At 57.9% G+C, this 21,111-nt stretch carries 19 protein-coding genes and 1 pseudogene; 14 read left to right on the forward strand and 6 right to left on the reverse strand.

Features of this window, described 5'->3' with window-relative positions:
* Positions 1 to 19: 19 nt before the first annotated feature.
* Positions 20 to 985: a Bug family tripartite tricarboxylate transporter substrate binding protein gene (locus ROS217_RS06215; protein ID WP_040650393.1), complete on the reverse strand. Its 966-nt coding sequence runs from the start codon at positions 983 to 985 to the stop codon at positions 20 to 22.
* Between the two features lie 174 nt (positions 986 to 1,159).
* Here ROS217_RS06215 and ROS217_RS06220 point away from each other — a divergent pair, with 174 nt between their 5' ends.
* The 5 genes and pseudogenes from ROS217_RS06220 (at position 1,160) to polA (ending at position 8,093) form a co-directional block, all read left to right on the forward strand.
* Complete coding sequence (locus ROS217_RS06220) at positions 1,160 to 1,834, forward strand: response regulator transcription factor (RefSeq protein ID WP_009816837.1); 675 nt, start codon at positions 1,160 to 1,162, stop codon at positions 1,832 to 1,834.
* Entirely contained in the window at positions 1,815 to 4,241 is a 2,427-nt protein-coding gene (locus ROS217_RS06225) for a sensor histidine kinase (protein WP_040650395.1), read from the forward strand. The genes ROS217_RS06220 and ROS217_RS06225 overlap by 20 nt, the downstream gene beginning before the upstream one ends.
* A gap of 225 nt (positions 4,242 to 4,466) precedes the next feature.
* A pseudogene (locus ROS217_RS06230) lies at positions 4,467 to 4,613 on the forward strand (IS110 family transposase); the annotation flags it as partial.
* Positions 4,614 to 4,672: 59 nt separating this feature from the next.
* A complete protein-coding gene (locus ROS217_RS24975) occupies positions 4,673 to 4,858 on the forward strand; it encodes a hypothetical protein (protein ID WP_368072257.1) in 186 nt (61 codons plus the stop codon).
* A 424-nt stretch (positions 4,859 to 5,282) separates the two neighbouring features.
* Positions 5,283 to 8,093, forward strand: a complete 2,811-nt coding sequence (gene polA, locus ROS217_RS06235) for a DNA polymerase I (RefSeq protein ID WP_009816841.1) — start codon at positions 5,283 to 5,285, stop codon at positions 8,091 to 8,093.
* 115 nt (positions 8,094 to 8,208) lie between these two features.
* On the opposite strand, the gene ROS217_RS06240 is transcribed toward polA, so the two are convergent.
* The 4 genes from ROS217_RS06240 to ROS217_RS06255 form a co-directional block, all read right to left on the reverse strand.
* Positions 8,209 to 10,086, reverse strand: a complete 1,878-nt coding sequence (locus tag ROS217_RS06240; RefSeq protein WP_040650397.1) for an OmpA family protein — start codon at positions 10,084 to 10,086, stop codon at positions 8,209 to 8,211.
* 527 nt (positions 10,087 to 10,613) lie between these two features.
* Positions 10,614 to 11,363 (reverse strand): formylglycine-generating enzyme family protein, encoded by a 750-nt coding sequence (locus ROS217_RS06245; protein WP_009816843.1) that lies wholly within the window; start codon positions 11,361 to 11,363, stop codon positions 10,614 to 10,616.
* 14 nt (positions 11,364 to 11,377) lie between these two features.
* Positions 11,378 to 12,595, reverse strand: coding sequence for a copper-containing nitrite reductase (gene nirK, locus ROS217_RS06250; RefSeq protein ID WP_040651177.1), 1,218 nt, complete (start codon positions 12,593 to 12,595; stop codon positions 11,378 to 11,380).
* A gap of 56 nt (positions 12,596 to 12,651) precedes the next feature.
* Complete coding sequence (locus tag ROS217_RS06255) at positions 12,652 to 13,083, reverse strand: pseudoazurin (protein ID WP_009816845.1); 432 nt, start codon at positions 13,081 to 13,083, stop codon at positions 12,652 to 12,654.
* A 184-nt stretch (positions 13,084 to 13,267) separates the two neighbouring features.
* Between ROS217_RS06255 and ROS217_RS06260 the strand changes: the two genes are divergently transcribed.
* Positions 13,268 to 13,957 carry a Crp/Fnr family transcriptional regulator gene (locus tag ROS217_RS06260; RefSeq protein ID WP_040651179.1) on the forward strand — a complete coding sequence of 230 codons (690 nt, stop codon included), beginning with the start codon at positions 13,268 to 13,270 and terminating at the stop codon, positions 13,955 to 13,957.
* 6 nt (positions 13,958 to 13,963) lie between these two features.
* Here the strand turns inward: ROS217_RS06260 and ROS217_RS06265 are convergent, their stop codons facing one another.
* Positions 13,964 to 14,176 carry a DUF1858 domain-containing protein gene (locus tag ROS217_RS06265; protein ID WP_009816847.1) on the reverse strand — a complete coding sequence of 71 codons (213 nt, stop codon included), beginning with the start codon at positions 14,174 to 14,176 and terminating at the stop codon, positions 13,964 to 13,966.
* 120 nt (positions 14,177 to 14,296) lie between these two features.
* Here ROS217_RS06265 and ROS217_RS06270 point away from each other — a divergent pair, with 120 nt between their 5' ends.
* The 8 genes from ROS217_RS06270 to ROS217_RS06305 all read left to right on the forward strand — a co-directional run bounded on the left by ROS217_RS06270 (position 14,297) and on the right by ROS217_RS06305 (position 21,050).
* Positions 14,297 to 14,749, forward strand: coding sequence for a c-type cytochrome (locus ROS217_RS06270; RefSeq protein WP_009816848.1), 453 nt, complete (start codon positions 14,297 to 14,299; stop codon positions 14,747 to 14,749).
* A 12-nt stretch (positions 14,750 to 14,761) separates the two neighbouring features.
* Positions 14,762 to 16,111, forward strand: coding sequence for a cbb3-type cytochrome c oxidase subunit I (locus ROS217_RS06275; protein ID WP_040650399.1), 1,350 nt, complete (start codon positions 14,762 to 14,764; stop codon positions 16,109 to 16,111).
* A 3-nt stretch (positions 16,112 to 16,114) separates the two neighbouring features.
* A complete protein-coding gene (locus ROS217_RS06280; protein WP_009816850.1) occupies positions 16,115 to 16,909 on the forward strand; it encodes a CbbQ/NirQ/NorQ/GpvN family protein in 795 nt (264 codons plus the stop codon).
* A 5-nt stretch (positions 16,910 to 16,914) separates the two neighbouring features.
* Positions 16,915 to 18,798 (forward strand): nitric oxide reductase activation protein NorD, encoded by a 1,884-nt coding sequence (locus tag ROS217_RS06285; RefSeq protein ID WP_009816851.1) that lies wholly within the window; start codon positions 16,915 to 16,917, stop codon positions 18,796 to 18,798.
* A 1-nt stretch (position 18,799) separates the two neighbouring features.
* Complete coding sequence (locus ROS217_RS06290) at positions 18,800 to 18,976, forward strand: hypothetical protein (RefSeq protein WP_009816852.1); 177 nt, start codon at positions 18,800 to 18,802, stop codon at positions 18,974 to 18,976.
* Positions 18,973 to 19,197, forward strand: coding sequence for a hypothetical protein (locus ROS217_RS06295; RefSeq protein ID WP_009816853.1), 225 nt, complete (start codon positions 18,973 to 18,975; stop codon positions 19,195 to 19,197). The genes ROS217_RS06290 and ROS217_RS06295 overlap by 4 nt, the downstream gene beginning before the upstream one ends.
* Before the next feature lie 11 nt (positions 19,198 to 19,208).
* A complete protein-coding gene (locus ROS217_RS06300) occupies positions 19,209 to 19,469 on the forward strand; it encodes a DUF6522 family protein (protein WP_009816854.1) in 261 nt (86 codons plus the stop codon).
* A gap of 384 nt (positions 19,470 to 19,853) precedes the next feature.
* Entirely contained in the window at positions 19,854 to 21,050 is a 1,197-nt protein-coding gene (locus ROS217_RS06305; RefSeq protein ID WP_040650401.1) for a winged helix-turn-helix domain-containing protein, read from the forward strand.
* Positions 21,051 to 21,111: the final 61 nt, after the last annotated feature.

The raw sequence follows: 21,111 nt of genomic DNA on the forward strand, positions 1-21,111 counted from the left end.
GCCGATCGGATTAGTCAGATCAGTTGAGCAAGCCTGCTTCTGTGCTGATTGTGCGCAGAAGGTCCATGTTGGTCGAGATTGCAGCAGTCAGGTCGTCACCCGCGAGATTAAGCGGCAACAGGCCTTTTTCTGCCTGCACTGTCGCGAATTCTGGCGCTGCGTAAGCTGCCTCGAATGTCGAAACCCAAGCATCATAGTCTTCGTCAGAAACGTCGCCGCCCATGTAGAAGCCACGCATGATGGTCCATTCGACATCAAAGCCTTGCTCTTTTGCGGTTGGGATCTCTGCGAAGATACCGTCAAGGCGCGCCGGAGACATCGACGCAAGAACGCGCATTGTGCCGGCTTCGAGATGTGCGGTCATTTCGCCCATGTCGCCAGTGTAGACGCCAATGGAACCACCCAAAAGTGCTGCGATCGCGTCGCCGCCGCCATCAAACGCAACATAACGCATCGCTCTTGGATCGCCACCAGCACCACGCAGCAATAGCGCAGCTTTCATCCAATCCTGTGAGCCAACGGATCCACCGGCACCGATCACAACCGATGCAGGATCCGCGCTAAAGTCTGCCATAAGCGCGCTCAGGTCCTGATATGGGCTATCTGCACGCACGATTACAGCGCCGAAGTCAGCACCGGCAGTTGCCACCCAGCGAACATCATTCTCATCAAACTCGCCGTATTTGCCCGTCACAATGTTCAAAAGCGAACCCGTCGAAAATGCAACAATTGCACTTGCGTCGTCGGTCCGCGTGGTGTTGAAAAGGCTATAGGCAACTGCGCCGATACCGCCGGGCATGAAGCTTACTTCCATTGCGGTTCCCAACTGTGGCGCCAAGCCTGTTTGCGCAATACGACAAGTCAGGTCAAAACCACCACCTGGGTTCGCAGGTGCGACACATTCTGGTCGAGTGATTTCGGCAAAAGCTGGCACAGCCAGAGTTGCGGCAACGGCAAACGCGCCGCAGAGGCGGATCAAAGTCATTGGGGTCTCCTCCCTTTTGAGACAAGCGGGTTTGTCCCACCACGAAGGGACCCTACAGAGTGATGCTGACAAAAACCTGAGCTGTTTCTGTGGCAAGGCTGACTCAAAACTGACGCGAAGCTGACAGCAACAAAACGGCTATCGCAAACACACCTTGACTCATAGACTATGACTATGAGGATCCTCTTGATCGAAGATAATGAAGAATTGGCCGGCACGATCGTTGATCGTCTGCGGGCCGAAGGCCATTGTGTAGACCGTGAAAGCGACGGGAACGAGGCCAACGACCTGCTTCGCCACTCCCTGTTTGATATCATCCTACTGGACGTCAACCTACCAGGCAAAAGCGGATATGAAATTCTGCGCTCTTTGCGCGCCCGCGGCGATGCCACGCCTGTGCTGATCCTGACGGCGCGGTCCCAAATCGACGAACGAGTGGTCGGCTTGGACGCAGGTGCGGACGACTATATGGTCAAACCCTTTGATTTTAGGGAATTGCTTGCCCGATGCCGCGTCCTTGCGCGCCGACGCTCTGGAACAGCCAGCAATATCTTTGTTGCAGGCGGGCTGTCTTTCGACAGAGCAGCAAAGCGTGCCATTGTTGCAGGAAAAGATGTCGATCTTCGCGCCCGCGAAGTCCAACTGCTTGAGATATTGATCGACAACCTTGGCCGGATGCTGACCAAGGAGGAGGTTGCAGACAAACTTTACAGTTTTGACGAAAGCCCAAGCATGAACGCCGTCGAACAGATTGTCACGCGACTGCGCCGCAAACTGCATGATACGCCACTCGTGATCAAAACCGCTCGTGGCCTAGGCTATATGGCCTATGTTGCCGATGACGAGTAAAACGCGCAGCTATTCACTTCAACGTCGCCTTTTGTCGCTGATGGCGCTGGGATTTATGGCCCTTTTATTGATCATTTCGCTGTTGCTTTGGAACTATGCACGCGGGGCCGCAAACCGGACTTACGACCTCTTACTGGCGGGGGCGGCGTTGGCTATCTTGGAGCGCGTATCACCCGGTCCTAATGGCCCTTCGATCGACCTGCCGTCTTCGGCCATGGAAATCCTCGCACTCGCGCCCGATGACCGGGTCGTCTACCGGGTTTTTTCGCCTGATACGGGGGTGATTACAGGCACCACTGATCTGCCGGTTCCTTCGGATATGGCGTTGCAGGCAACACCGGTCTTTTTTGATGCACCTTATGGCGATCCATTCCGTTTCGTCTTACAGGGGCGTCAGATGAATTCGCCAGATGGGCGACTTTGGGTTGCAGTCCAGATCGGCCAGACCCTTGAAGCAAGGCACGCGCAGCAATTGTCTCTTTTCTTGAACGGAATGACGGGCTTGGCCGGCATCTCATTGATCGGCCTTGGGTTTGTCTGGCTTGCGATCCGGCGCGCGCTTTCTCCTTTGCGCCAGATCGAGGCCGATTTAAGCGCGCGTTCGCCCGGCGACCTCACCCCTGTCGAGGAGGCCTCTCCGAGTGAAATCAGCGGTCTCTTTGACGCGATCAACGGCTTTATCGTCCGCCTTGACCGAAACCTAAAACTGACCGAAGGCTTTATCGCCGATGTCGCGCACCAGATCCGCACGTCGCTGTCTGCGCTCCAAGGCCATTTGTCGTTGGCGGTCGACTCCAAGGATCCGAAGAAAATGCATGCGCGTCTTGTCCGGGCCGAACTGCAAGCCGAGCGGACTGTGCGTTTGACCAATCAGCTTTTGGCGAATGCTATGGTGATCCACAGGTCCGACCGCGCGACATTGAAACCGATCGCCCTAAAACCTGTTGTCCGTGACACAGTTGCCGAAATGCTCCGTGACAGTCGTATGCGCAAAATCATTGTGACCTTTGATGCGGATCAGGTTGCGGACGGGGAGGACATAGTTATTGCGGACGCTCTGTCGATCCGCGAAGCCCTGCGCAACCTCATCGACAATGCGATCCGCCATGGTCCGCCCGACAACACGATCGACATCACACTGGGCATCGAAGATGATGCATTGGCGCTGAAGGTCGAAGACGCGGGACCCGGGATTCCCGAAGCTGACCGTGCACGCGCCACAGAGCGGTTTACATCCATGCGGCAAGACACCGCCGGATCGGGCTTGGGCCGTGCGATCGTGCAGGCGGTCGTCGATGGGCATCACGCGAAGTTGCGCCTCGGGACCGCGCGCAAAGGGGGTCTTTCCGTGATGATCGCTTTTCCAAGAGCCATCGGGCGTGCCGCCACATCACTGTTTATCATCATCGCTTTGGCTTTAGGATTGGTTGTGCCCGACGGGGCAGTTGCGCAGACGATTACAATATTTAGCGCCACTGACACCCCCGCGATGGCCCCTGTTATCGCAGAATTCGAAGCGCGCAATCCCAGTGTGACGATTGTGTATGAAGAATACCAGACGGTTGCGCTGCACGAGGCAATGTTGGCTGGTGCGGCACCTGACGTGGTTATCAGCTCGGCGATGAACCTACAGGTCGATCTGGTTAACCGGGGTATTGCGCGGCGGCTCGATATGCCCGAAGCCGAAGCTCTGCCAGAGTGGTCCACTTGGCGCTCCGAACTTTTTGGTTTTACTTTCGAACCAGCCGTTATCATCTACAACAGCGAATTATTTACCCCCGAGTATCTGCCCAAAGAACACCGTGAACTGGCCAATTTTATTCGCGACAACGCAATAACGCTGGAAGGGCGCATCGGCATCTATGACCTTCGCGGCTCTGGAATTGGTTATCTTTTTGCCACCCAAGATGCCGAACAGGGGATGCAGTCGCAGCGGATCACCGAGATCCTTGGTCAAAGTGGCGTTCGGACATTTTGTTGCACCTCGGATATGGTGGCGGCGACCGCATCAGGCGAAATCTCGCTTGCGATCAACGTGATTGGCTCTTATGCGATGTCTCTGGCCGCTCAAGACCCACGCGTGGGGGTGCACTTCTTGTCGGATTACAATCTTGTCATGGCCCGCAGTGCGTTTATACCCAAAATCGCACCCAATCCTGCAGCTGCCGAACTCTTTGTAAGATTCTTGATCTCCGAAGACGGACAGCACGTCGTCGCAACCCAATCGCAACTCATTCCGATCCTCGAGGTCGCAGAAATCGAAAGCTGGGCCTTCTCTCAATTGCGTGCGCAAAAGGGTAGTTTCCTGCCCATTCGCCTCGGGCCTGGTCTGCTAACCTATCTCGACAATCTCAAAAAGAGCAATTTTTTGGAAGGATGGGACGCCTCAGTGCGGCGTTCACGATGAAGGCTATTCGATTAGCCGGTCCCGTCGCGCTCGGTTTATAACGTAAAGCTAATTTGAGATTTATTTCGAACCCAAAGCCGACTTTTGAACAACATGCAGCATTCGCCAAAATGGGTTCGAACCGGACCTCCGCCGCAATAGGCACCAAGGTCCGCTAGTGGAATGTACCGGCTGCTTCACCCGGCAGGTTAGGCTGAGCCTATTTCTGCAAACAGGAGAAGTAGCATGGCGAAGAACGACTTTGATGAACTGATGTCGCTAGGGATCGATATTGGCAAAGACACATTCCACTTGGTGGGTTTGGATCAGGCGGAGCGGGCCCTGCGGAAACAGATCAAGCACCTCGCGTTAGTCGCGACATTTGAAAAGCTGTTTATCTCAGACAATTGGCCGCCGATCAGGGCATAGACGGAGACCGTCTCTTGCATGATATGAACTCTACCCGAGTAGCACAGAGGCTGAACCAATCCGCGAGGCTGGCCCGGCAACTGGGCTTTTATGGCTCGCCTGGTTTCGTGATCGGCCGAACTGTCATTCTGGGAAACCTGACAACACGTCAGTTGCATCGCATTCTGGTCATGGAACGGGCTGAACCTATGCCCTATCCGTGCCGGTGAACCGCGGTGTCAGATGGATGCAAAATCTTTAAAGATCATCTTTGGTGTTGAAATGGGTTTCAGGGGTATTCCGGATGCCGGTCCGGGCTCTCTGGGTTTTGGGGCTGGTTTTGCCATCTTGCGCCTCCGCTGATCTGCGGCTACCGGCCAAAATGCGCCTGACCGGCGCTGCGGGTTTAATTTCGTGCGGAGGCACAGGGCCTGAAACGACTACTTTAAAATCACTGAAAAACTTGGGCAGACCGCCCTCCGCAACCCCAGTGTGTCAAGTCGAGGCGGTTTGATCTACGGGGCAGTTGGAAAAACTGTGTCGCCAATTCGGGGAAAATGTGGCGACATCATGGCAGAGCATGAACTGTCTGGAAGTGGCGGGCACTTCGTGGCACACCGTCAGACGTAATTCAAACTGTTGAGCGGGGCTCTCATGACCATGCAATTCGGAAAAGGCTGTCACCTGCATCTGATTGATGGCTCGTCGTTCATTTTCAGAGCCTATCACGCGTTGCCACCGCTCACGCGCAAATCCGACGGACTTCCCATCGGGGCGGTGTCAGGCTTTTGCAACATGCTGCAACGCTATGTAGAAGGGAATAACGGTCCTGACGCGCCGACCCATGTGGCGGTGATTTTCGACAAGGGCAGCCACACGTTCCGCAACGATCTCTATCCCGAGTACAAGGCCAATCGCGAGGCGATGCCCGAGGACCTGCGTCCGCAGATCCCGCTGACTCGTGAGGCGACCCGCGCCTTTAACATCGCATGTGAAGAAATCGAGGGCTTTGAGGCGGATGACATCATCGCCACGCTCGCCTGTCAGGCGCGCGATCTGGGTGGGCGCGTGACGATCATCTCGTCTGACAAGGATCTGATGCAGCTTGTCGGTAACGGCGTTGAGATGCTGGATGCAATGAAGAACCGGCTGATTGATGTCGACGGCGTGCGTGAGAAATTCGGCGTGACCCCGGATCGCGTGGTCGATGTGCAGGCTTTGGCCGGGGATAGTGTCGATAACGTGCCGGGCGCGCCGGGGATCGGGATCAAGACTGCGGCGCTCCTGATCAACGAATTCGGCTCTTTGGAGGCGCTTCTGGACCGCGCCGGGGAAATCAAGCAGCCGAAGCGCCGCGACACCCTAATTGAAAAGCGCGATCAGATCGAGATGTCCAAGCGGCTTGTGCAGCTCGACTGCAACACACCGCTTGAGTTCACGCTTGACGATCTCGAGGTGCGCGATCCTGATCCGGAGGTTTTACTGTGCTTTCTGGCGCAGATGGAGTTTCGCACCCTGTCGAAACGCATCGCGGATGCCTTGGGTAAAGACGCACCTACCATTCCTGAACCGAAGCCACAGCAAGCGGCGGATGAGGGGCAATCCGTCGCGGATTGGCCTGCAATAGAGCCTGAAACCTACGAGCGCGTTTCGGATCAAAAGAGCCTCGACGCGTGGATCGCAGCGATCCGGTCGCAGGGCTATGTGGCGGTTGACACCGAAACCACCTCGCTCAATGAAATGCAGGCTGATTTGGTGGGCATATCCCTCGCCATCGCACCGGGCCGGGCCTGTTATATCCCGCTGACGCATAAGGACGGCGCGGCGGATGATCTCTTTGGGTCTGACAAAATGGCAGAGGGGCAAATGCCGGTTGCAGATGCCCTCGCCGCCCTTAAGCCGGTTCTGGAGGATCATGCCATCCTCAAGATCGGCCAAAACATGAAATACGACGCCAAGATATTTGCCGCGCGCGGTATTACGGTCGAGCCGATCGACGACACGATGCTGATGTCCTATGCGCTGCATGCGGGGCTGCATGGTCATGGTATGGACGCGCTGTCAGAACGGTATTTGATGCATACGCCGATTCCGATCAAATCACTGCTTGGGTCTGGCAAAACTGCCGTGACGTTTGACCGTGTGCCGGTTGATGAGGCGGTGAAATATGCCGCTGAGGACGCAGATATCACGCTACGTCTCTGGCTGACCTTCAAGCCGCAACTCCACCGCGCCCGCGTTACGACGGTCTATGAAACGCTAGAGCGCCCTTTGGTGCCGGTTCTGGCCCAGATGGAACGCTACGGCGTCAAGGTTGATCGCGCTACGCTGCGTGCCATGTCGGGCAAGTTTGCTCAGAAAATGGCAGCGTTAGAGTCTGAAATACACGAGCTAGCGGGGCGTAGCTTCAATGTCGGGTCGCCCAAGCAATTGGGGGAAATCCTGTTTGATGAGATGGGCCTTTCGGGCGGGGAGAAAGGTAAGACCGGGGCATATGCGACCGGTGCAGATGTGCTTGAAGACCTCGCGACCGAACACGAGTTGCCAGCGCGTGTGCTTGATTGGCGGCAGTTGAGCAAGTTGAAATCGACCTATACCGATGCGCTTCAGGATCATATCGACCCGGATACGGGACGGGTTCATACATCCTATGTCCAAGCAGGGGCGAACACGGGGCGCCTCGCCTCGACCGATCCCAATCTGCAGAACATCCCCGTGCGGAGCGAGGAGGGCCGCCGTATCCGCGAGGCCTTTGTTGCCGCGTCTGGCCACCGCCTTGTCAGTCTCGACTACAGCCAGATCGAGCTGCGCATTCTCGCGCATGTGGCGGAGATAGAGACGCTCAAGCAGGCATTCAGAGAGGGGCATGACATCCACGCCATGACGGCATCAGAGATGTTCAATGTGCCGCTGGACCAGATGACGCCCGAGATTCGCCGCCAGGCCAAGGCGATCAATTTCGGGGTTATCTATGGGATTTCGGGCTTTGGCCTCGCGCGCAACCTGCGCATCCCGAGGTCCGAGGCCCAAGGCTTTATCGACCGGTACTTCGAACGCTTTCCGGGTATCAAGGATTACATGGACGCGACGGTCGCCTTTGCCAAGGAACACGGCTATGTTCAGACTCTGTTTGGCCGCAAGATCCACACCCCCGAGATTTCTGCCAAAGGTCCGCGCGCCGGTTTTGCCCGCCGTGCGGCGATCAATGCGCCGATTCAGGGCAGCGCCGCCGACATCATTCGCCGCGCGATGATCCGAATGCCGGACGCGATTGAAGGGCTGCCCTGCAAGATGCTCTTGCAGGTCCATGACGAGTTGATCTTTGAAGTGGCCGAAGAGGCTACAGACAGGCTGATCGAGATTGCGCGCGATGTGATGCAGGGAGCGGCAAGCCCGGCGGTGCATCTCGATGTGCCTTTGGTCGTGGATGCGGGACAGGGTGTGAACTGGGCAGAGGCGCATTGAGCCTCGCAAGGCTTACCGACGCTCAGGCTTACCAAAGCGGCTAGGGAGCGCAGACCGCAAGGAACGATAAACGTCAGGGGTGTTCTCATGGTCGCGTTCCCTATCTCTTGTTCCTTTACCGCGCTGCGTTCTGAACCAGCGTCGTGATCCGGCGCACGGCGACACGGCGGTTCAATCGCTCGGCCTCTTGAGTGGGGATCTTGAGGTAACTTTCTCCATAGCCTTGGACAACCATATTTTCTGCAGGCACGTCGAAATACTCGCTAAAGGCCAAGGCCACAGATTCCGCGCGGCGATCAGACAACAGCAGATTGTAACCGGGTGCGCCGACAGCATCGGTATAGCCCTCGATGAGGAACAATTCAGTCGGGTCTTCCGCAATGAGATCGCGCATCATCACCCCCATCTCGCGCAGATTTTCTGCCTGAGAAGGCTGAATCGCCGCGGAGGCAGTGGCGAAAGTGACATTCTGCAGATTGATTTCTGGGCTCATTTGACGGACCTCGACGGTTTCACGCACTTGACGCAGGCTGAATGTGCGGTCGATGTCGCCTCGATCGGCGGCAAGCAGGGCGCGTCGCAGGGCGTCGCGGTCGCTGGCGGCCTGATAGTCGAAGGAGTCATAGGCGGGCTTGGGCAGGTTGCGGACCTCGACCGGCTCAAAGCTGCGGGTGTCGTCAAACAGCAGATACTCGCGCCCGTCGGGGTCAACCTGTACTCGTCGCAGCACGCGGCCAGTTGCATCGCGGATGGTGATGATTTCAGAGCCATCGGCGCGCATCACATTGCTGCGGGTTGATCCGTCGCTGAAGCGTTCGGTGCGAACCTCTGATCCGGGTTGGCGCAGGAGGGCATCGTCGTCCTTGAGGATTTGGTACTCGTCATTCTCATCGACAACGACAACCCGGTCGCCTGTGTTCGATTCTACCCGCTTGTTGTTCAACACGAGCGCGCCCACGACCGCCGCGCCAAGGGCGACCAATCCGGCACGTTGCAAATCACTCATCCCGTTGTCGTTATTGGCCTGTGCCGCAGTGGTTTGTGCGGATGTGGTCGCCGCGTCAGGGGCGTCGGCCTTAAACTCTTCGTCACTGGAACGGCTTGTTTCTTCGGTCACAGTCTCGGTCGTCACGTCAGCGGATGGTTCGCTGTCTGTTTCGGCGGCAAGGGCTTGGGTAGACCCACTCTCGGCAATGGGAAGCGTGTTTTCAGCAGGCTCGTCTTCTGCTGATTGGGTCTCTGTGCTTGGTTCGCCGTCTGCTTCTTGTGCGTCTTGAGTTTCGGCAGAGGTTTGCGCGTTAGATTCGGGCGTTGCCTCTGCGTCCTCATTCGCCTCTGCTGCATTAGTGTCAGTTGCGACGTCGGCCTCTGCCTCGGCAGCTTCTGCTTCAGCAGCGGTGTCTTGGGCGGCCTGCGCCTCTGCTGCGGCGTCTGCTTCGGCTTGTGTTTCCGCTTCGGCTTTGGCCTCTGCCTCTGCGGCAGCCTCTGCTTCAGCAGCGCTGTCTTGAGCGGCCTTCGCCTCTGCTGCGGCGTCTGCTTCGGCTTGTGTTTCCGCTGCGGCTTTGGCCTCTGCCTCTGCGGCAGCCTCTGCTTCAGCAGCGCTGTCTTGAGCGGCTTGCGCCTCTACTGCGGCGTCTGCTTCGGCTTGTGCCTCTGCTTCTTTAGCGGCTTCGGCCGCAACATCTGCTTCGGCTTGCGTTTCCGGCGCTGCTTCTGCTTCGGCCGGCACCTCTGGGTCTTCGGCCGGCTGCTCCTCAGAGGCGGCTTGTGTCTCAGATTCGCTTGCGGCCGTCGCTTTGAGTTCGGCAATGTGCAGATCACACGTCAACTCATCAAGGATCTGCGCTTCGGCGCAGATTTCTTCGGGAGTTTGAATTGGGATTTCTTGCACAGCTTGTGCGTCCGAATTGGATTGTGCCACCACGGGATAGGGTTGAAGCAGGGAGAGGGCGATCATGATCGCCGTCGTCGATTTCAGAGATTTGCCGGTCATGTCGTTTCCTCGCATTGAAAGATAAGAAGACTTGCGCCGCGCCGGGCCTTACATGAAAAGGCCCTTCTGACTGGGTCCGTCAAGGCCAGGTGGCGGAACAGTGTCGATTGTGTCAGCGATTCGGCGATACCCCGCCAATTTAAGAGTACATTTCGGCAATGAAGCGCTCTTGGGTGTCCGCGAACGGTTGTCAAAGGCGCAACGGCCACCCCCTGCCACAGGTGTGCCGCGACCTTTGCAAGCTAAATCAACTGGGTCGGCCTTACGCGGATGCAGGTTAGTGCTTGGGGTCTCAAATTGGGGGACAAGGGCCGCGAGGTGATCTGAACTTTCGTGATGAATGAGACAGATGACATAACATCGGGCAAGTGCGCGAGCTACGGGACCAAGCGGTCACCCCACATGAGGGCAACACCGGCCCGTGCCAAAGGGCCTTACACTTGGCAAGGGTCTGGTCTGCACATCGCGGACCGCGGACGGTTCGGTCCCCTTTCTCCTCGCTCGAAAGGAGCCGAAGGCAGGCCGAATTAGAGTGGACGATCTGTGACTACGCGCATGCCGAGGTGGGCCGGTGGACTACCGACAGCGCAGCCGCCGCGTGCCGGGTCGCGGACGAGGTAGGACATCGCAGCGACGTGTTCGCCTCCAACGAAAAAGGCAGGACAGCGGTCTAGATCCACAACTTCGGAGACCCCGGAGTAACAGTCCTGCGTCCATTCCCAAACGCTGCCATCAAGGTCTGCAATGCCTTCGGGCGATGTTGAGAAGCTGCCTTGGGGTTTGAGGGCACGGGGTGCTGTGCCCTTGGTAAGATAGGTCGATGCCCATGTCAGTGATGGATCGGTGAATACCGGGTCGGTGGTTTTGGGAAGCACCGACGCTGCCATGACAGTCCACTCCTCTATGGTCGGTAAACGATAGGAATTGCCCGGAACCTTGTTAATCCAGGCGATGTATTCCTGAACATCCGGATAGCTGAGGCCGGTTGCAGGCGTAACTGCCGGATCGTGGCCGGGACGGGCGCGAACTTGCAGGCTGCACGCCCCCTGAGCCACGCAGATGGACCACTCAGAAATCGTCACCTCATAGCGCTGCACGTAGAGCAGATGCCCATCTGGAAACACCACCGGCTGATGCGCCATGAGGGGCGCCGAGGTCGGTTCGGGGCCGCGCTGCGTAAGCGCGACCCCGGTGATGGTCGCCAACAAAAGCCCAAGTGCCACGAAACGAAGGGACGTTCTGAACAGCGATGGACGGTTTGCGGCGGCGGTTGTCATGTCAAACTCTCCGGTTATGTGGCAAAGGCATGGGGGGCGACGACTTGTTCCATCAATCCGTTGTCCCAATCGCCCTCGACGACGAAGTGAGCGGTTGCGCCAAGCATCGCGCCTTCGATTAGGTTGTGGTTCACATAGGCGTAAACGCCCGGTTGTTCGAAGGTGTACATCGCCGCCACGGCGCTGCCGCCACGCACGAACCATGTTTCCATGCCGGTCATCGGTGCGTCGGTGAACGAGCTTTCCCAGACAAAATTGCCGTGCCCTCCGATCAAGTGCGGACGCGAGTCGCGGTTCGCTTGATTGTGGATCATCAAGACAGTCTCGCCGACCTTGGCCCGTAGCGCGCGCTCTCCGGTCAGGGCTCCGACTGCGCCGTTGAACACCGAATGCGTCGGGGTCAAGGTACGCATCGCATTGAGGCTGTCAGCATAGTCGTCACCGGCAGCCTCATAGCTGCGGAAATCGCCGTTCTCATCCATCGGCAGGTAGTAATCCTGTTCTCCGATATAGGCGATGCTGTCGTAGTTGAGTGGGTTGCCGTTGCCGTCTCTCAGGCCATCGCGTGGCAGAACCATGACAGCGCCGTTCATTCCATGTGTAACGTGGTAAGGGATCATCGCGCCACCGGGTGCGCAGTGGTAGGTAAAGCAGCCCGGTTTGGTCGCTTTCCAGCGCAGAATGGTTTCCTCACCGGGATAGACATGGGTCAGGCCGCCGCCGCCCAAAGCGCCGGTGGAGGCGTGAAAGTCGATGTTGTGTTCCATCATGCTGTCTGTTGGATTGCGCAGCGTCAGTTCGACCATGTCGCCTTCGTGGCAGATGATAAGCGGGCCGGGGACCGAACCGTTGTAGGTCAGCGCCCAGATTGATGCGCCGGTATCTTCGTCCACCACCATCAGGCGTTCCGTGGTTTTCATGGTGATCTCAATGATCTTGGGTCCACCTGTGGCAACCTGCTCGTGCGCGGGAGCAAAGGGTGGTGCGACCAACTCTTGTCTGACCCGCGTATAGCCAGAGAGATCGGCCGGTTTGGCCGTGGTTTCGGACAGTTGTTGGCTGGCGGCCTTGTAGAGGTTGGCGGATGTCGTATTGGCCTTAGTCAGCCTTGGTGCGCGCGAGGCTGCCATTGCTCCGGCCCCGACCACAGCAGCTGCGCCAGCGAGCACAGTTCCCCGCAGAACGTTTCGACGGCTGGTTTTAACAAGTCCGGGATTGATGATTTTGGTCATGGTGTCCTCCATGAGGTTGATTGCGGTAGGGCCTAAGCCCGAGCGCTGAAAATGGGTCAGAGATTACCGATTTGTTCTTCAAAGCGTTGCTTGGCTTTGGGCGGAACGCGCCCCTCGAGGAAAGAGTCGGGTGCGTCCACGTCGCCGACGGCGATGGTCATCACCATCCCCATTGCGTAATGCGGCTTGCAGATCACGCCGTAGACACCCTCGACATCAAGCACGACCTCGATCTCTTCGTTGATCTTGCCGGCAAAGGGGTCAGCCCCGTCTGGCAACATCCCAGCGTTGATCTCGGCGTTGTGGCCTTTGTCGGCGACCAGAAAGCGAATGGTGTCACCGGGGGCCGCGTGAACGAACGCGGGTTCGAAAACCATGCGCTCACCGTTCGAGCCTTTGTTCAGCATCCGAACTTCAAAGGTTTCTGCGAAGGCCGCAGGTGCCATCAGGACCGCGAGGGCGAGACCGGTTGTCAGTTTGAGGATCATGTCTTGTTCCTTTCATGTTGCGCTATGGCTTGATCACAAGAATATCGGATTTCGCCGCTGCGATTTTGCTCTGGCGCAAACTCCTGAACGATAGATGCAGTGATGCCGGATGATCCGGTTGTGGCGTTGCGCGGGGATCTGTGCGATGACGCGCGTCATGGATGCTCTTCCCGCCCGCAAGACATTGCCGCGGCTTGACGAAAGCCTGCTGACGCATCTGCCGCCGTTCTCACGGCTAGAGCGGCGTCAAATTCGTACGATTCTGGATCAGGCGACCTCGCGGCGCTATGAGGTCGGCGTGGCGGTGTTCAGCGAAGGTCATCCTGCCGAGCGCTTCTATATGCTGCTCGATGGCTACGTGCGGGTGGTGCGCATCACGCCAACCGGGGAACAAGTGACGGCGCTGCACATCCCAGCGGGTCAACTTTTGGGTATCGCCAAGGCCATTGGGCGGACGACCTATCCTGCCACCGCGATCACTGCGACGGATTCTATCGCGCTGAGTTGGCCTACGCGCCTTTGGGATACATTCGTGTCCGAGTATGAGGGATTTGCCACCGAGACTTACAACACTCTGGGCCACCGTGTCGGTGAGATGAACACACGTATCGTTGAACTGGCGACACAGCAAGTCGAGCAGCGCGTGGCGAATGCGCTTTTGCGCCTGATCAATCAGACCGGACGCAAAGTCGAGGGCGGGATCGAGATTGATTTTCCGATCACGCGCCAGGATCTTTCGGAATTGACGGCAACCACGTTGCACACGGTCAGCCGCTTGTTGAGCGGCTGGGAAAAGCAGGGGCTTGTTGAGAGCAGACGCAAGCGCATCAAGGTGTGTGATCCGCATGCTCTTGTGGTTCTCAGTCAGAGCTGAGACAGATCACGCCATTCCGATAGCCATCTTAAGCTCCGCTAGGAACTCGCCTTCGTCGAGATCGTATTCCGCACAAGCGTCCGTGACCGTGTGGAACGGGCTGACGAGACATCCCACGCACAGCATCCGGTGCCGAACAAAGACCGGTATCGTCTGAGGCCAGAGCGCCATCAACTCTATCAGTGGGATATCCGGGTCATCTGGTTGGGGGTGCCGCATCGAGCGCTCCTTTCTCCAACAACGCTAGTCGTGCAATCGTGCCAAACATTGCGCTGCAACAAACTTTGATGCCGAGAGCCCGCTTACAACAGGCCATCCCGAATTCAAGGAGGCCTGACAATGGCTGAAATCTTAACAAAATCGCGGGCGCGCAACATCTTCTACGGGGGCTCGATTTTCTTTGTCGTGATCTTCGTGGCGATGACCGTCCATAGCCACAAGTACGTTGTGCAAACCTCGACGGCGGGCATGGGCCTCAGTGAAGAGGTGATCCACGGCAAGCATGTCTGGGAAAGGCACTCTTGCATCAATTGCCACACGCTCCACGGCGAAGGCGCGTATTTCGCGCCGGAGGTGGGTAATGTCATGACCCGCTGGGGTGTTCAGGATAGCCCCGAGGACGCGTTCGAGATCCTCAAAGGCTGGATGGAAAGCCAGCCGAGCGGCACACCGGGCCGCCGCCAGATGCCGAATTTCAACCTCACCGACGAAGATATCCGCGGCCTCGCGGAGTTTCTGCGCTGGGCCGATCAAACCGACACGCAGGGCTGGCCGCCTAATGATGCCGGCTAAGGAGTAGAATCGATGAAATACCAATCCCAACACGTTGCGTTCTATTATTTCGTTGCCGCTATGGCCCTGTTCGGCATTCAGGTGCTGGGTGGGTTGCTGGCGGGCTGGGTCTATGTCTCACCCAATTTTCTGGCCGAGATACTGCCCTTCAATATCATCCGCATGATCCATACCAACGCCCTGATCGTCTGGCTTCTGCTGGGTTTCTTTGGGGCTGCTTATTATCTGGTTCCCGAGGAATCGGAGCGCGAAATCTGGTCGCCCAAGCTCGCCTATCTTCAACTCATCATTCTTGTCGTGGGAACGCTGGGCGCGGTCGGGTCGTATCTGGTGGGCATCCACGGCGGGCGGGAATTCCTTGAACAGCCACTGTGGGTCAAGTTCGGCATCCTTGTCGCCGCCCTGATCTTTCTTCTCAACATCTCGATGACGGTCCTTGCTGGCAAGAAGACTGCGATCACCAACGTGCTCTTGATGGGGCTGTGGCTGTTGTCGCTGCTCTGGGTCTTTGCCTTCATAAACCCCGACAACCTCAGCCTCGACAAGATGTACTGGTGGTTCGTTGTCCACCTTTGGGTCGAAGCGACCTGGGAATTGGTGATGGCGGCGATCCTCGCCTTCTTGCTGCTGAAGCTGACAGGCGTGGACCGTGAAGTCGTGGAAAAATGGCTCTATGTCATCGTAGCGACGGCGCTTTTCTCGGGTATTCTCGGGACCGGGCACCATTTCTATTGGATCGGCCTGCCGGGCTACTGGCAGTGGGTTGGCTCGATCTTCTCGACCTTCGAGGTGATCCCCTTCTTCCTGATGATGTCCTTTGCCTTTGTTATGGTCTGGAAAGGCCGTAAGAACCATCCGAACAAAGCCGCTCTGCTTTGGTCGCTGGGATCGTCCACCGTGGCCTTCTTTGGGGCAGGCGTCTGGGGATTTCTGCACACGCTGCATGGTGTGAATTTCTACAGTCACGGCACGCAGATCACCGCAGCCCATGGGCACCTTGCCTTTTATGGCGCCTATGTCGCCCTGAATCTCGCGATCTTCACCTATGCAATGCCGATTCTGCGGGGACGGGCGCCCTATAATCAGGTGCTGAACATGGCATCGTTCTGGCTGATGACTGGAGGCATGGCCTTCATGACCTTTGTGCTGACCTTTGCGGGCACAATCCAGACGCATATGCAGCGTGTGGTTGGCGACTATTACATGGATGTACAGGACGGCCTGTCCTTGTTCTATCTGATGCGGTTTGGTGCAGGGGCTGCGGTGGTCATCGGTGCTTTGCTATACATCTATTCGCTGCTGGTCGTCCGCAAGTCCGAGGTCATTCAACCCGGTCTCGCCACCACTGTTCCTGGAGAATGAGCGATGAATATGGCACTGAAACCAAGTTTGCCGTTTTATCAGACGACGGGTCGTGAATGCGAATTGTTCGAGATGGCCTATGACAACGGTTTGCCCCTTTTGCTCAAGGGGCCGACCGGATGCGGCAAGACCCGCTTTGTCGAGCATATGGCCGCCCGTCTGGGCAAGCCGCTCTATACTGTGGCCTGTCATGACGACTTGTCGGCCTCGGATCTTATCGGACGGTATCTGCTCAAGGGCGGCGAGACTGTCTGGGTCGACGGCCCGTTGACCCGTGCGGTGCGCGAAGGCGGGATCTGTTACCTCGACGAGGTGGTTGAGGCGCGCAAGGATGTGACGGTCGTCTTGCATCCCCTGACAGACACGCGTCGAACCTTGATGATAGACCGGACCGGCGAAGAACTGGCGGCTCCGCAGGGGTTCATGCTGGTGGCCAGCTACAACCCAGGCTACCAGAATGTCCTCAAACGATTGAAGCCGTCTACCCGCCAGCGGTTCCTCTCGATCTCGTTCAGGTTCCCGAATTTCGAAACAGAGATCGCGGTGGTGGCCAAAGAAAGCCGCTTGGAGCCGGGACGCGTTGCACCTTTGGTGCGACTGGCCGGCCATATTCGCAATCTATCGGGCATGGATCTCGAGGAAGGCGTTTCGACGCGCCTTCTGATTTACGCCGCCACCTTGATGGCGGACGGAATGGGCGTGGATCAGGCCTTGGAGGCCGCAGTAATCGAACCTTTGAGTGACGAGCCAGACGTGCAGCAGGCGTTGCGCGATCTCATCGCCACAATCTACGGATAAGACCGATGCACCTTCGTGATCTCATGGAACCCGAAGAAACGGTCGGTAACCTCTGGCATGACATGGCAAGTGGGATCGGGGCAAATATCGGCCATCCCGAGGCTGGTGTCGCGCTTAGCTCGGTCAGGTCCAGTCTTGCGATGCTGTTCCGCTCTCTTGGGGGGGCGGCAGCAGTGGAGGTCTGCGAGGCACCGGCGACGCTTGTGCGCCACCGTCAACCGCTGCGCCGCAGGTTGGGCGCCGAGCGGGACCGCGAATGGGTTGCTGGATTTGATGGCGAGCGGCTGAGCCTTCCGCCCCTCATCGCCGATTTTCCCGATCCGGCATTGAACCGAGCGGCGTTCTTTTGGTTGACTGCGCTGGCGGCGACCTGTGACCTCCGAAACTTTGATCTGGCGGGTAACGGCCCGGCTTGGGACTGCGTTCAGATCAGGGCCAACGCTGCGGCGGCTGATGCAGCTTATGCTATCTGTCCCGGCTTGAGACCTGCTTACGCGGCCATGACCCGCCTTTGCGTCAAGACGCGGCCAGATGTGTTTCGACCAGCTCAGGAGGCAATCATTGAAACGGCGATTTGCAACCAGCTGTGCGGATCGTCCCCTGATATTATTTCCACATCAGAGGCGCGCGGCCATATGCCATTTGCGCCCATCCCGATCTGGCTTCGGTTTGCCGCACCGGGCTTTGGCAACGCGGCGACCGATGACCCCGCTGACACTGCGGTGCCGCCGCCGGATGCGGCGCAAACCAGCCGAAAACTGGGACGTCGCAAGGATCAGGACCAGCAGAACCGCAAAGACAGCTTCATCATCCACCGCTTTGAATCGATCCTCTCTTGGGTCGAATCGATGAACGTCAACCGTAGCGTTGATGATGACGACCAAGAGAACGCCCAAAAAGCTGCTGAAGATCAGGACGAGATCACCCTCTCCAAACAGAATCGCATGGCCGCAACGCGCCTGCGCCTGCATCTCGACCTCTCCCCGACGGATGCTGATCACGAGGCTTTGGCGGGCACGTATACCTATCCTGAATGGAACCACCGGTCGCGCAGCTATTTGCCGGATCATTGCCGTGTGCTGGATGCACCTGTGGCACCTGCCGAAACAGCGTTTGTACCGAGTGACCGCCGCATGCGCGAAGTGCGCCGACAATTTGAGGCGCTCCGCCCGCGCCGTGTCCTGCAACCGCGTCAGGTTGAGGGAACAGAGCTGGACCTCGATGCGCTCTTGACATCGCGCGCGGATCTCTTGGCCACTGGGCGTGGCTCTGACCGCATCTGGCAGTCGGCGCGTCAGACCGATCGTGATCTGTCAGTGGCGTTCCTGATCGACACGTCTCGTTCTACGGAAGCAGCGATTGGCGACACGTCAGTGATTGAGGTGGCCCGCGAAGCGATGGCCGCCCTTGCTGCAGGGATCAACGCGGCAGGGGATCGACTGGGAATTTGGGGTTTTTCTTCGCTGCGCCGCGACCGGGTGTTTCTGTCCCGCTGCAAGAGATTCGGGGATCAAATGTCCCCCGAGATCATCGCCAATATCGGCGCGCTGAAACCCGGACATTACACGCGGCTTGGGGCGGCGATCCGCCACGTCAGCACCCAACTGGCGGCTGAGCCGAGTGCGCGCAAACTGCTGATCGTCTTGACTGACGGCAAGCCTAACGATCTTGACCATTACGAGGGGCGGTATGGCATCGAAGACAGTCACATGGCCGTTCGAGAGGCCCGCAAGGCAGGCCACAGCCTGCATGGGATCATTATAGACGAGGACGGTCAGGATTGGTTTGCCCGCATCTTTGGGCGCGGCGGCTTCTCTCTTCTGCCGAACCCAGAGCGCTTGACCCGCGCATTGCCCGATATCTATCGCACCCTGACACAGGAGAATTGACATGCGCTGTCTGACAGTCGTCCTTATCACTCTCAACGCATTACCGGTCTTTGCAAAGAGCTTTGACCGACCCATCCCCCAAGCTCAGTCAGCTACGGCAGAGTTCTGGTTCGCCTTGGGCAGCATCGCAATGATCGCAGCGCTGGTTCTGGTGCAGCGGTTGGTGGCGCGCAAGTGACACGCCACGGATGGTCCGCGGCACGGATCGCACTCGCACTCTATCCCTTTGGGGCGGCGGCGGCGGCGGTCAACGTGTTCTTTGCGTCGCTGCTCTTTAGCTGGATCGGCTGGCCCGTGGCGACAACCGGCTGGTCGATTGGATTGGGTTGCGTCATCGGGGTGCCGGCGACATGGTATTTCGCACGCCACATCAGACATTTGATGGATGTAGCAGAGTGAAAGTACAGGCAATGAAGATTGAAATCAGAGATGGGCAACCCGTCGTGGACGCCACGGATCTGTCTGGCCTGCTTGGGCTGACACCAGCAGAGGTCCAAGCCAAGATGCGTGCGGGTGAGATTACGAGCCGGTTTGAAACCGGCGAAGGCAAAGACGCCGGGCGGATACGCCTCAGCTTCTTTCACGGTGGCAAAACCGTGCGCTTGACATGCTCTACAGATGGCACAGTTCTAAAGACAATGCGGACCGATGTCGGGCCCCGCACGCGCTGAAAGGTATGCGCGCAGGGCGGCCAGAGATATGTGCAGCATGGCGATATTGACTACCCCCGACACAGAGGCTGAAAAGCGCGGCAAGAGGCTCTCGGGTGCTTGGCGGTCGGCAAAGCTGACTCCGTGGACCCAGACATCCTCGGTCAGTTAAACCTTGCCGCCGCGCGCATCAAAGACATGCACGTTGTCAGGCAGATCGAGCGCGCCTGTGATGAGCATGGCAGCGACGCGTTCCGAAAGTGCGAGGTCGATGATCCGGACAAAGGCCGCATCCTGATCAAAACACGTCTCCCGATTGGACCATGTCAGCCACAGCGGGAAGGCTCAAGCTGTGGTTGGTAATCCCAATTGCTCCGGATCAGCATCAAGGATACATCTGACGAGATGTTTCGCCCGCTTCTGGACAATTGCACCGCGCGCCGTCTTTTTTTGGACAGGCACCTTTTGCTGCGCCCCGAGGCGGGAACTGGCAAGGGCACAGATCTCAATCGGCTGCTGCATGCCTTGGGATTTGTGCAGGTCGATAGCGTCAACACGCTGGCGCGGGCCCATGACCTGATCCTGTGGTCCAGACAAGGTAAATACCGACCACAGAACTTAACGCAACTCGTTGCCCGGCATCGGTCCGCTTTCGAACACTGGACTCACGATGCGGCCGCCGTCCCGATGCAGTTCTATCCGATGTGGCGGTTGAAGTTCATCAGAGACGAAGCGCGCATGAGGGCGCGTTGGCCGCAATGGCGCCGAGAGGGATGGGATGCCGAAATCGATACCGTTCTTCAGCACATAGCCGACCACGGTCCCGCCTGCTCTCTTGATGTCGGAAAGGACGAAACACGGGGGACGTCTGGCTGGTGGGATTGGCACCCGTCCAAGACAGCTCTCGAATTCCTGTGGCGGTCTGGCAGACTGGCGGTCTGTCATCGCGAGGGTTTTCGGAAGTATTACGACCTCGCTGAGCGGGTGATCCCGACGGAACACCTGAAAGACCAACGAGACGAGGCCGAGATCATAGACTGGGCCATGATGGGAGCGTTCGACAGGCTTGGATTCGGGACCAGTGGGGAGCTTGCTGGTTTCTTTGACATCGTGACGCGAGAGGAGGCTAAAGCCTGGTGCCAGACCGCAATGGCGGACGGCCGCATCATCGAAGTGGACATCGCCATGACGGATGGCTCACTACGGCGCAGTTTCACAACCAAAGCCATTCTCGAGGATGTCTCGTCCCTGTCGGAGCCTTCATCGCGCGTGCGCCTCTTGTCTCCGTTCGATCCGGCCTTGCGTGACCGGTCACGCGCAGAACGGCTTTTTGGGTTTCATTATCGGATTGAGATATTCGTTCCCGAAGCCCAAAGGCGCTATGGGTATTATGTATTTCCGCTGTTGCAGGGAGATCGCCTGATCGGCCGCCTTGATGTCAAACGTGACGGAGGAACCCTGAACGTCCGAGCCTTCTGGCCCGAGGTTGGCGTCAAGATGGGTAAGGGACGACTCGCCAGCCTCACGGCAGAACTGGAACGCGTGAAACACTTGGCCAACGCTGATGCTATCGACTATTCGAGCGATTGGCTCCGGATTTGATTGCATGCCTTTCGGCGGCGCAGACACCACACTCACCAAAGCGTCACGACGGGCTCTTTCG

Origin of the sequence: Roseovarius sp. 217 (genome assembly GCF_000152845.1) — a bacterium.
Lineage (GTDB): Bacteria > Pseudomonadota > Alphaproteobacteria > Rhodobacterales > Rhodobacteraceae > Roseovarius.